We start from the raw sequence: 11,641 nt of genomic DNA on the forward strand, positions 1-11,641 counted from the left end.
CCGCCGCATAAGCTTTAGCTATCGGTTAACAATTGTTCAAAATAAGCATCATCGGGATATACATAGGCGGACTCAGGCGCGGGAATCGTTTCGATATGTTGAACACTAAGCTCCATAATTTTATTGTCGCGGTACATCGTTTCGCCCAAAACGCCAGTAACTCGCACCCATGTATCCTCGGCAAGCGCCGTCCCGTCATTCGTAACGGCGAGAATACCGTAGGGTTCCGTATCTGCGGAGCAGCATTGCATCGCTAGACGGGATACGATGAATTGTCCGGGCTTCATATCTTCCTCCTGATAGACGAATCCGCTGATTTGAATCGTTTTTCCGATGAAATTGTTGCGATAAATGTCTAGCGTCGTTAACGTTTCCATAAAGCCGATGTCGTTCACGGCAATTATATTTTGTGAATATAGTTTTTTTCCAAGCTTTGCGTGCAATTCGGTATATTCATCGTGAGGAAAAAGGGCGGAAAGCGGATCTGTATCCGTTGCTGCCTCAGCTTCTTCCGGCTCTTCCGAGTTCTTCTGAGCAGAAGGCGGCTTGCTGTCAATCGTAATCGTAATCGGAACCGAGGGGCTTGTATTGCCGCCAATGTTTAAGTTAACGCCTTTCAAAGCGCTAATGTTGCTGCCAAGCAAGGTGTCGGGCGTGAAGAAGCCGAGAAGAAGCGGGAATACAAACAAGCTGTATAAGAGAATGCTTTTTCCTATGGAAGAGGGAGGGGGATGCTTGCATCCGCAGGCCGCTGCTTGGCTGTAAACATTTTGAATCGCGATGTAGGCCAGACAAACGGCAAGAAAAAACAATCCTAGCGCTGCCAGCTTCACGTAAAGCTCTGTGCGCGGAGCAATGTAATAGGAAAGCCGGCCTTGTTGAACCAGCCCTACAATGAAAAAGGATAGGCATGCCAGAATAGCGGAACGAAACAAGTAATGGAACAGCACGGCTTTATTTTGCATCGGTATGACCCTCCTCTTACAGCGTCTTGATATAATGGCCAACAACGAATGCGCCTGTAAAAACGGCTGCGAAAATCATAAGAGACAATTGAAGTACGAATCGTTTCTTGAAAACAGACAGCAGCATGAGCGTGCTTTTAAAGTCCAGCATCGGACCGAATACGAGAAAAGCGAGCAAGGAGCTGGCCGGGAACAACGAAGCGAACGACGAGGCAACGAAAGCGTCGGACGTTGAGCAGATAGACAGGATGTAGGCGAAGCCCATCATAAAGAGACTGGAACTGATTTCGGTTTGCGCAATATCCGTCAGGCTGCTTCTTGGCATTAGCGATTGGATGGCTGCTGTCAATACGGACCCGATCATCACGTATTTCCCCATATCGAAAAATTCATTGCCCGCATGCTCTGCAAAGGCAACGAACTTTCCCGCTCCGTCATGACGATGGTCATGGTTATGCTGATGACCGGAATGAGGGAAGGAATCGCCGTCCTGTGAAGCAGGTTTGAGCACGTCTTCTTTGATGAAAAAATAGACGAGAAGTCCAATTGTCACTCCGACAAGCAAGGCCAGTCCCATTCTGGAGTAGATTAGCTCCGGACGGCTGCGGAACGCGGTGTAGGTTGCAGCCAGTACGACGGGATTGACGATCGGCCCGACCAAAATAAATATGATCCCGATATAGAGAGGCATGCCTTTTGCAAGTAAACGCCTGACGATCGGAATAAGTCCGCATTCGCATACCGGAAATAAAAATCCGAGCAGGCAAGCGAACGGTACTCCGAGGAGCGGATGCCGGGGAATGATTTTGCGTATAAAAGACTCTGACACGAACAATTGCATCGCCGATGATACGACGACTCCAAGCAGCAGAAAGGGTAACGTTTCGAGCAGAATGCCGAGAAATATCGTTTTGAAAGCGGCAAAGGATTGAAATGCAGGCCATGAAAGGCCGATAAGCTGTTTTATGGATTCTGGATAAAATACGATGAGCAGCGCAGAGGCAAAGAGGAACACGAACATGGCATTTAATCCGTGGCGATAAAGAAAGGAACGCAGCATCGAATCCTCCCGGTCAATGAAATTTGGGTAATGCTGTATAATCGTAATGATTACATATAAACATCATATACACCGGTAAAGGAATCTGTCAATGCTTGGATGCGTTGGCTCAAAAACAAATGTTGCTGCTGCTGGTATCTATTTTTATAATGCTAACAAAATGTAAAGATGAAGCGTTTACAATAACGTACTCTGATAACAGAATACTACTAATCATCTGGTCGTATTGCTAATTTTATCCAGAAGAGTTACAATCACTTGTGATAAAAGCAAGCGAGGAGGGGACTAACCCCAATGTCAACGATTTCGAGAGAAGAAAGTTTTAAGCCAGCAGCATCAATTCGTGAGCTGATCGGTCCGCTAATCGCCATTATTGTCGCTTTATTCATGGTCATCCTTGACACAACCGCAGTAAACGTTGCTCTTCCCGTTCTAGTTAAAGATTTCGGCAAATCGCTGTCCGTCGTTCAATGGACAATTACCGGGTACACTTTAGCCCAAGCTGCGGTCATTCCGCTTGCGGGATGGTTGTCAGACAAATACGGGGCGAAGCCGGTTCTGAATATTTCACTCATTTTATTTATTTTCGGGTCAATATTATGCGCGCTTTCGGCATCGGTAGAACAATTAATAGCCTTCCGCGTGCTGCAAGGGTTGGGTGGGGGAATGGTCGTTCCAATCGCATTTGCGATGACATTTCGCTTAAGCCCTCCGGAAAAAGCAGGAAGCATTATTGGCATGATGGGCATACCGATTTTGCTTGCGCCGGCTTTTGGTCCGATTGTAGCCGGGTATTTGGTTGACTATGTCAACTGGCAATGGATCTTTCTGATTAATTTGCCAATCGGAGTCATTGGAGTTGTACTATGCTGGCTTCTTCTGCCGCGTTTTCCAAAGAAATCATCCGTTTCACTTGATTTTTGGGGGATTGTACTCGGCCCAATCGCCTTTGCGGGATTGTCGTACGGCATTACAGAAGGAGGCGAAAGCTGGACTTCTGCTCGGACCGTAATCGGATTGACAGCGGGAGCTGTTGCCCTGATCTTGTTTGTCATTGTTGAGCTTACAAGGAAGAAAGAGCCGCTGCTGGAGCTCAGAGTGTTTAAATCAATGCCTTTCACAAGAGGAATCTTTGTGCAATGGGTGCTTCAATTTGTTATGTTCGGACTTATTTTCATGATTCCGTACTTTATGCAGAAACTGATGGGGATGAGCGCCTTCGAAGCCGGTTTATGGACGCTGCCTCACGCACTCGCCGCCGCTACGTTTATGCCGATTGGCGGCAGGCTTTATGACCGTATCGGAGCCAGGCCGCTCGTTATCATTGGCCTTTCTCTCGTAGCCGCAGGAGCATTTCTTGTTTCGCGAATAGATGCGACGGACAACATCTGGATGTTCTTCCTGCCTCGCGTTCTAATCGGATCGGGAATGGGCTTGTCTTATTTGCCGATCAATACGTTTCTAGTCCAGTCTGCTCCAGCAAACTTGGTGAGCAGAGTGACGTCTCTTACGAGCGCAGCGCAGCAAGTAATTATTTCATTATCAGTAGCCGGTCTGACAACCATAATCGCCAATCGGACATCGAATCATATCGCGGACGGTATGAATCCTATGCCTGAGGCCATGACTGCCGCTTTTCACGATACGTATCTCGTATTATCTGTTGTTGCATTAGCGGGTCTGATTCTGGGCATGACACTGCGCCGCGTGAAAGTGCATTCCGCTGGAGCTGATGAGGCAAGTCAACAAGCGAAAAGCGAGAGCGCTATGCTCGGTTAACAGAGCGCAGCAATTTGAATTGCAACAGCCTGTTGCCGCGCAACATGGCGCACAATTGAGGGAATAGCGCTGCCAGACAGCGTTATTGGACCGAATGGGGACAGAATGAAGGAAATAGCGCTGTCATACAGTTTTATTACATCAGAATAAGCAGTGAAAGTGCCGCTTCTCGAATAATAACGCTGTCTCACCGTGTTATTTGATCGTATGAGCGCATAGTTGATGAAATAACGCTGTCACGCAGCGTTATTTCATCGGAGAAACCAGGGTAGGGGGGGCTGTTCCAAAAGTCATTAAGGACTTTTGGGCGCCCCTTTTTATTTTGGACATTCAAATGGAAGCGAAGTTTGCCAAGGCTCCCTTGTTGGATGACATCATTTACGCAGAACGGCAATGCGGCAATTAGTCGGATTCAGGATCGGACTTGAGCTTTTGCAGCAAATAGACAAGCTGGTCGGCTTCGTCAGAAGTTAAGTTCTGCGTCAGTTCGCGGTTTGAATCAGTTAGAATTTGTGACAGTATCGGATGAAAGTGCGTCGCCTTGGCAGTCGGATACAGCAGATGCGAGCGGCCGTCATCAGGATCGGGACGGCGATGGATATAACCGTTTTGCTCAAGCAGTTTGATAGAGCGCGCAGTCGTGGCTTTATCGAATTTGAGTTCATGGGTCAAGTAGTCTTGCGTGATTCCAGGGTTAAGCAAAATGGTGATCAGAAAGCTATGTTGTCCTCCGCTACCGATGCCGTAAGGAGCGAACGCTTTCGTAAGCCGTTTCAAATTTTGTCTGTGTATATAGGAAATCAGCTTTCCAACTGGTTCTTTCTTCACAAATAAAGCACTCCTTCGACAATGAAGTTGCAAATTAAGGGAGATGATACTGGTTGTAAAATATCGTATCGCAAACTTGTTGCATACGCAACTAAATTGCAGTACACTAACTGTACAATTTAGTTGCGTATGCAACTAGATGCAGAATATAACAGCTCGGAGGGGACTTATGAACGCTAATCCCGCATTTCGCACTTATCAAGAGGATACAGCGATCCAGAAGCAACGCTGGATCATCCTTATCGTTCTAAATCTATTTACGTTTATGGCGACACTGGACGGCAGTATCGTCAATATTGCGCTGCCGGTGCTCGCGAAGGAGCTTGGCGTGCCTGTTGCGCAAATTCAGTGGGTTACAACAAGCTATCTGATGGCCATTTGCGCGGCAATACTGCTCTTCGGCAAGCTCGGCGACATTGTCGGCAAAATCCGGATATTTAAGCTCGGAACTGTCATATTTATTATCGGTTCGCTGTTGTGCGGATTAATGAGCGATTCGCTTCCTTACCTAATCGCGTTCCGGGTCATTCAAGCGATTGGCGCTTCGATGACGATGGCGAACAGCCAAGGCATTGTAACCGATATTTTTCCGGCATATGAACGAGGCAAGGCGATTGGCCTTGTCGGAACATTCGTATCGCTAGGCAGCATTGCGGGACCGAGCATCGGCGGATTGATTTTGTCGACGCTAGGTTGGAAATATATTTTTTGGGCAAACGTGCCAATCGGCATTATCGCTGTCATTCTCGGGTGGAAGGTGTTGCCGAAGGATCTCGTACGAGTGAAAAAGGGGATTGACATGCCTGGCACATCGCTGTTTGCGATATTTATCGTTACGTTATTCGCGGGCTTGCTGCTCGGCCAGCAAGCAGGGTACGACAACAGCTGGATTATTGTTTCACTTGCTGCGGCTGCACTATCCTTTATGCTGTTTCTGTTTGTGGAAGCAAAAGGGAAGGAACCGCTCATCCAGCTTAGCCTGTTTAAAAATCCTTTGTTCTCTATTAGTATTATAACTGCGTTCCTGTTCTTCACAGCGAACTTCAGCTTCAATATTATCGCGCCTTTCTATGCGCAGAACGTGCTGAATCTTTCGCCGTTCGCATCGGGCTTCCTGTTAATGATGTTTCCGATCTGTATGGTCGTTGTTGCACCGATCAGCGGCGCGCTTTCGGATAAAATCGGTTCGGAATCGCTGACTTTGTCGGGTTTGAGCGTTATGGTTGTTGCCCAGTTTGGCTTAAGCCAATTGCATGAAGGCAGCGGCGCAATCTTGGCAAGTCTATGGATTGCGCTGCTTGGCATCGGAAGCGGCCTGTTCTCTTCGCCAAACAACTCGCTCATTATGTCGCAAGTGCCGCGAACGCAGCTGGGCTCTGCAGGGAGTGTCAGCTCGCTGATCCGAAATGTAGGCATGGTGTTTGGCATAACGGCAGCTACAACGATACTGTTTCAAGTGATGAGCAGAGAGGCGGGGTATCGGGTTACGAGCTTGATTCCAGGACGGCCGGAACTATTCCTGTCGGGAATGCATGCCGTTTTTCTCACTTCAGCGTTCATTTGTCTGGCAGCGGCCCTGTTGACGGGATGGCGCATGGTACAAGGAAAAAATATGAAGCGTTCAGCTTCGGAGGTATAATCATTAGAAGTTAACATGAGTTGAAAGCAGAGGAGATTCGAAGCGATGGCAGAACCTTTGAAAGATATGTATCATGAACCGTTTATGCGTGAATTTGCTGCAAAGGTGCATCGCGTTTATCCGGCATTTGACGAGGCGGCTTTTGTGTCGGCAACGATGGACAGCACCTGGGAGGGGCTGACTTTAAAAGAGCGAATTCGTAAAATTGCGGTTGCGTTAGGTTCTTATTTGCCTTCCCGCTATGGGGATGCGCTGCATGTGTTATATGCCATAGACGAAGTGTGCGTTGGCTTTCCGTATTTGTTTTTCCCTGATTTCGTCGAGGTGCATGGACAAGCCGATGAGCATTGGGAACAGTCGATGACAGCGCTGGAACGGTTTACTTCGAAGTCTTCGGCAGAATTTGCGGTAAGAGCGTTCCTGCTTCGCGAGCCTGAGAAGATGATGCGGAGGATGGAGGAATGGGCTGAACATCCGAATGAGCATGTGCGGCGTCTTGCCAGCGAAGGCTGTCGGCCGCGTCTGCCTTGGGGACAATCGCTGCCGATGTTTAAACGCGATCCGGCGCCGATTTTGCCAGTGCTTGAAAAACTGAAAGCAGACCCTTCGCTATATGTGCGCAAAAGCGTCGCGAACAATTTAAATGATATCGCGAAGGATCATCCTCAGCTCGTTCTGGAAACAGCGAAAATTTGGAGCGGCAAGCATGAATATACGGATTGGATCATTCGGCACGGCTGCCGCAATCTGGTCCGCAAGGCAGACCCTGACGCGCTGTCGCTATTCGGATATTCGCAGCTTGACGAAACGGAAGGAAAGCTATTCGTTTCGGCATCCATAAGCGCAGCACCAAACGTGCTGCATATCGGTGAAAGCTGCGAGCTGACCTATGAATTAGTCATGCGGGAAGGCGATCCGCTGCGTATTCGTATCGAATATGCAGTGGACTTTGTCAAATCGAACGGTCAAACCTCGCGCAAGCTGTTTCTGCTTTCTGACAAGACGGTAAATGGCGGTGTCCGCCTGCGCGCGAACCGCATGCATCGGTTCGCCGATTTGTCGACGCGCCGCCATTACCCGGGCGAGCATCGAATTGCGCTCACGGTGAATGGCGTGGAAGCTGCGCATACGATTGTCGTCGTAAAGGAATCGTTGTCAACACGCCGTACATATTGAACAGGCACAGCCGCATAACATGAATCGTATTGACTAGATGCAGGGTGCGGGGAGGCTCGTTCAAATGAGCGAAAAACGGCACGATAACGGGGGCGGGCAGCCGATTCCGCAGCCGATTCGCAGCGATGGAGCGGGAGGTCCCGATTTCGGTCCGCGCGATGTGATGAGGGACAGGGAGAATCCGGACATGCTCGTGCCTCCTGCGACGGACGCGGGTTTGATACCTAATATGAAAATGTCCTTCTCGGATACGCATATGCAGCTTAATCACGGCGGATGGTCGCGCGAGATTACCGTTCGCGACCTGCCGATTGCCACAACGCTTGCCGGCGTTAATATGAGCTTGCGCCCCGGAGGCGTCCGAGAGCTTCATTGGCATCAGCAGGCGGAATGGGCCTATATGATTTGGGGCAGCGCGCGGATTACATCGGTCGATTCGTATGGCCGTAATTTTATAGCGGATGTCGGGCCGGGCGACCTGTGGTATTTTCCGGCAGGACTTCCGCATTCGATTCAAGGGCTCGAGGACGGCTGTGAGTTTCTGCTTGTGTTTGACGACGGCAGCTTCTCCGATCTGAACACGCTGTCGATTTCGGATTGGTTTGCCCATACGCCAAAAGAAGTTTTGTCCGCTAATTTTGGCGTTCCCGTCGAAGCATTCAATACCATACCGCGCGATCAGCTCTATATTTACCCGGATCAGGTTCCGGGATCGTTGGAAAGTCAAGAGGTACACTCGCCATACGGCAAAATTCCGGTTAGTTTCAAGCATCGCCTGCTTGCTCAGCCGCCGATCAAAACGCCGGGCGGCAGCGTGCGAATTGCCGATTCCAGCAATTTTCCGGCATCGAAAACGATTGCCGCGGCGCTTGTAGAAATTCAGCCTGGAGCGATGCGGGAGCTGCACTGGCATCCCAATAACGACGAATGGCAGTATTATCTTTGCGGGCAAGCGCGAATGACAGTGTTCGGCGGCAACGGCGCCGCTCGAACGTTTGATTATCGGGCGGGAGACGTAGGCTACGTGCCTTTTGCTTACGGTCACTACATTCAAAACACCGGTACGGAAACGGTTTGGTTTCTGGAAATGTTCAAAAGCGACCGGTTCGTCGACATATCCTTAAACCAATGGATGGCATTAACGCCCCGCGAGCTTGTCGCAAGCAATTTGCAAGTCGGGCCGGAGCTGTTGGATGCATTGCGCAAAGAGAAATGGCCGGTTGTCAAATATCCGGGGTTTTAAAGGGAAGGCCAATTCCAAGCCTTGTCAGAGAATCGCTAACCGATTCCCTATCAAGGCTTTTTGCTTTTTCATAGGCAGTAGGCAAACGATTATCGTTCATAGTATGATTGTCCTAGTAACGAAGCCTTAACCAATTTAGTAGAATATTTCCTTGGTTAATCGAAAATTTGCAGCTTGCACATGATGGAGGAGATTTGCACATGTTTGATCGCGCTAAGGCAGAACCAATCGATCAAATGGAGGATCAGACGGATCGGGTCAACCGATTTGAAATAGCGTTTAATCGGATTCATCAGAAGCTGAGAGAGCTGCTTCCCGATTACCGCAACGACGCTTTCACAAGCATGCTTGAAGAAGCGTGCAGCAGATATGCGATGCTTCGCGTTTTCAGACAGGACCTGCGTCAATATGCAAGGCTGCGCAATGCGATGGTTCACGAGTATACGAGAGAAGACTTTTATATCGCTGTGCCGCACCCGGAAATTGTCGATAGCATCGAGTCGATTTGCCGAATAATTGAAAAACCGAAAAGCGTCATGTCAATCGCTGTAAAGCCCATCATCACGTTTCAAACGGACACGCTGATTCAAGATGTTTTTAAAGCAATCGAAAGGCACGGCTTTACCAGCTTTCCGGTCTATCGAGAGAAAGCGTTTCAGGCGCTTATAACAGAAGACGGGCTCAGCCGCTGGATTGCCGGTCGTCTTAAGAGCGGGCCCCTTGTTGACTTTACCCACTCGGCACTGGAGGAAGTGCTTCCGTTCGAGGCGGCACATAATGTGGTGTTTGTAAGCAAGAAAATGAATATTTTCGAGGTTGACGATTTGTATAAGCAGAAACAAAAGGAAGGCGTCAAAATAGACGCGGTTATCGTCACGGAAAAGGGCGGCATGCATGAGAAGCCGGAAGGCATCATTACTTCCTGGGATCTTGTGAAAATTGATTAGTTTCACACAATGAGGGTTAGAGGAGAACAAGTGTATGATGAAGGCGGACATTCAACTCAGAAACCATATGACCTATTTAATCGTTCCTTTCGCATTTACAGAGCAGCTGGGGAAGACGATTCAGAATGTCGAGGCGACGGCGTTATATGAAGCGGTTGCCCAAGAGCGGAGAGAATATTTTTTCGATCATATCAATAACTTGGTCGGTGCGGTCAACGAAGAGAATAAGGCGATTGGACAGCGGTTTGACTTAAAAGCTCCCGCTTCCCGCAGGAAGACTGGCCTGCCTACCGCGAATACCGTTCTCGAATTAAAGGTGAAGGGCGAAACGGTCATCAAGCTATTCCTGCAAGATATATCCTTATATTTATTCGAGTCGCAGGTCGGTTTCTTGACGATCAAGATTTGCACGCTGACTAGCGAAACGATGAATAAAGTCATTCGAGGCAACTATTATTTGAAAAAGCTTGTTCAGCGAGATATTAGCTTGTCTTTTAAAACCGGACCGGCTCCAGAAGATACGAAAGAGCTCAGTTTGGGCGGCTGGGCGGAACAAATTCTCGCTCCGTTGCAGCCAAAAACGTTCTTCGAAGGCGAGGGCAAGAGAGCTTCCAAAGCGCTTGTATTCTCTACCGTATGGCCGGATGAAGCGATTAGCGAAAGCCAGAGGGAACAGAGCCTGTTCTATTTAAAGCATTCTTTCAAAGATTCTTATTTGCGCAAAGAAGAATCGCCTCAAGCCTCCTTGTCGCTTTTTCAAAACAGCCACTGGGGCGTCGCCTTGGAGGGAATGGCAAATATCGTTGAAAAATCCGAGGATCCGGGCACAGAGGCTTTCTTCACCGGCAATTACAAGAAGAATATTGAAAAATGGTATTTGTATATGTACATATTGGCGCTGCACCAGCGTTACGGGTTGCTTAACCTGTCGATTCGCGTTGCGGAGCTTTCCAGAGAGTATGACGAGTTTATGAAACAGCCGCTCGAGCAGATCAATAATGTGACCAACTTCCACAGCCAATTGATTGCGTTCAAACTTCGCTCAACGTTTACGCAAGTATCGAACGTTTCGCATCAAGACAGGCTCTATGGCGTGATGCGGGAGGCGCTGAAGATCGACGATCTGATCCAGGAGCTGCATTTCGAGATGGATATGTTGACTAATATGATCGAAATTGCGGCGACAAGAGAGAGGCTGGCGCGCGAGGAAATCGATAAACGGCGATCCGAACGGTTTCAAACCGTTGTGGCAATCGTTTCGATCGCTTTATTGCCGCTTAGCCTGCTGACCGGTTTCTTCGGAATGAACTTTTATTTTGTCAGTCAGTTTACGGGCAGGCACTTAATATACGCAACGATTGGCGCATATGCGATTGCCGCTGCCGGCTACTTTATATATCAAAAACGAAGGAAATAAGCAGGGCAAGCGGGTTGGAAAGGGGGTGTCCCATAAGTCATTAAAATGACGATGGGATACCCCTTTTTTTATCTGGGTTAAACAGTAAACTGCTCATTTAAATGTTCTTCCGATCGCCATTGCTCAGGGATTCCTTTGAATCAACGAGGTAAGGTTGGGATCCCTTCACAAAAACGAACGCTGACGCTTCTCCAGAATCATTTAAATGTTCCGTTTGCCATTAACCTGTCAATTAATTGCTTAAAATACAAACAAAAAGAAGCCATCTCCTTGTTAGAATAGAAGTACCACCAACCATTCTAGAAAGAGAGGCTTCTTTATGTACAAAGAATATACCATGGATCAGCTGTCCTTGCCAATGGACTTGCAAGAAGATATCCCCGAAAACCATCTCGTTCGCGTCATCAACGATGCGGTCAATCGTTTAGATATGAATCTCTTCACGAAAGCTTATCCCGGAGGTGGCCGGGATAGCTATCACCCCAAGATGCTCATGAAAGTCATCATCTATGCCTACACACAGCGCATTTACTCTTCTCGCCAAATCGCGAAAGCGGTTCGTGAAAACATCATGTTCATGTGGCTTG

Annotated in this window: 10 protein-coding genes; 7 read left to right on the forward strand and 3 right to left on the reverse strand. The window is 48.4% G+C overall.

What is annotated here, in order from left to right; all coding sequences use genetic code 11:
• Positions 1 to 14: 14 nt before the first annotated feature.
• The gene (locus GOM71_RS13135; protein ID WP_156281748.1) at positions 15 to 965 is read right to left on the reverse strand and encodes a TIGR03943 family putative permease subunit; all 951 of its coding nucleotides are present in this window, start codon (positions 963 to 965) and stop codon (positions 15 to 17) included.
• Positions 966 to 981: 16 nt separating this feature from the next.
• Entirely contained in the window at positions 982 to 2,025 is a 1,044-nt protein-coding gene (locus GOM71_RS13140) for a permease (protein ID WP_367649590.1), read from the reverse strand.
• 294 nt (positions 2,026 to 2,319) lie between these two features.
• On the opposite strand from GOM71_RS13140, the gene GOM71_RS13145 reads away from it, so the two are divergent.
• Positions 2,320 to 3,804: a DHA2 family efflux MFS transporter permease subunit gene (locus GOM71_RS13145; protein WP_156281750.1), complete on the forward strand. Its 1,485-nt coding sequence runs from the start codon at positions 2,320 to 2,322 to the stop codon at positions 3,802 to 3,804.
• 402 nt (positions 3,805 to 4,206) lie between these two features.
• Here GOM71_RS13145 and GOM71_RS13150 read toward each other — a convergent pair whose 3' ends face one another.
• On the reverse strand, positions 4,207 to 4,632 hold the full coding sequence (locus tag GOM71_RS13150) for a MarR family winged helix-turn-helix transcriptional regulator (RefSeq protein WP_367649591.1): 426 nt from the start codon (positions 4,630 to 4,632) through the stop codon (positions 4,207 to 4,209).
• A 169-nt stretch (positions 4,633 to 4,801) separates the two neighbouring features.
• Here GOM71_RS13150 and GOM71_RS13155 point away from each other — a divergent pair, with 169 nt between their 5' ends.
• From GOM71_RS13155 to GOM71_RS13180, 6 genes are all read left to right on the forward strand, one after another.
• Positions 4,802 to 6,271, forward strand: a complete 1,470-nt coding sequence (locus tag GOM71_RS13155) for an MFS transporter (RefSeq protein WP_156281754.1) — start codon at positions 4,802 to 4,804, stop codon at positions 6,269 to 6,271.
• Positions 6,272 to 6,316: 45 nt separating this feature from the next.
• Positions 6,317 to 7,447 carry a DNA alkylation repair protein gene (locus GOM71_RS13160; RefSeq protein ID WP_156281756.1) on the forward strand — a complete coding sequence of 377 codons (1,131 nt, stop codon included), beginning with the start codon at positions 6,317 to 6,319 and terminating at the stop codon, positions 7,445 to 7,447.
• Positions 7,448 to 7,511: 64 nt separating this feature from the next.
• The gene (locus GOM71_RS13165; protein WP_156281760.1) at positions 7,512 to 8,690 is read left to right on the forward strand and encodes an oxalate decarboxylase family bicupin; all 1,179 of its coding nucleotides are present in this window, start codon (positions 7,512 to 7,514) and stop codon (positions 8,688 to 8,690) included.
• 200 nt (positions 8,691 to 8,890) lie between these two features.
• Positions 8,891 to 9,637 carry a CBS domain-containing protein gene (locus GOM71_RS13170; RefSeq protein WP_156281762.1) on the forward strand — a complete coding sequence of 249 codons (747 nt, stop codon included), beginning with the start codon at positions 8,891 to 8,893 and terminating at the stop codon, positions 9,635 to 9,637.
• A 67-nt stretch (positions 9,638 to 9,704) separates the two neighbouring features.
• On the forward strand, positions 9,705 to 11,054 hold the full coding sequence (locus tag GOM71_RS13175; protein WP_216651751.1) for a CorA family divalent cation transporter: 1,350 nt from the start codon (positions 9,705 to 9,707) through the stop codon (positions 11,052 to 11,054).
• A gap of 319 nt (positions 11,055 to 11,373) precedes the next feature.
• Positions 11,374 to 11,641: transposase (locus tag GOM71_RS13180; protein ID WP_173275575.1), on the forward strand; the 268-nt coding region annotated here is incomplete at its 3' end.

It is taken from the genome of Paenibacillus sp. NEAU-GSW1 (assembly GCF_009737085.1).
Taxonomy (GTDB): Bacteria; Bacillota; Bacilli; order Paenibacillales; family Paenibacillaceae; genus Pristimantibacillus.

Bases quoted from the DNA above. Each gene is read 5' to 3' on its own strand.
- GOM71_RS13135 (WP_156281748.1), bottom strand. From the start codon at position 965: ATGCAAAATAAAGCCGTGCTGTTCCATTACTTGTTTCGTTCCGCTATT.
- GOM71_RS13140 (WP_367649590.1), bottom strand. From the start codon at position 2,025: ATGCTGCGTTCCTTTCTTTATCGCCACGGATTAAATGCCATGTTCGTG.
- GOM71_RS13145 (WP_156281750.1), top strand. From the start codon at position 2,320: ATGTCAACGATTTCGAGAGAAGAAAGTTTTAAGCCAGCAGCATCAATT.
- GOM71_RS13155 (WP_156281754.1), top strand. From the start codon at position 4,802: ATGAACGCTAATCCCGCATTTCGCACTTATCAAGAGGATACAGCGATC.
- GOM71_RS13160 (WP_156281756.1), top strand. From the start codon at position 6,317: ATGGCAGAACCTTTGAAAGATATGTATCATGAACCGTTTATGCGTGAA.
- GOM71_RS13165 (WP_156281760.1), top strand. From the start codon at position 7,512: ATGAGCGAAAAACGGCACGATAACGGGGGCGGGCAGCCGATTCCGCAG.
- GOM71_RS13170 (WP_156281762.1), top strand. From the start codon at position 8,891: ATGTTTGATCGCGCTAAGGCAGAACCAATCGATCAAATGGAGGATCAG.
- GOM71_RS13175 (WP_216651751.1), top strand. From the start codon at position 9,705: ATGACCTATTTAATCGTTCCTTTCGCATTTACAGAGCAGCTGGGGAAG.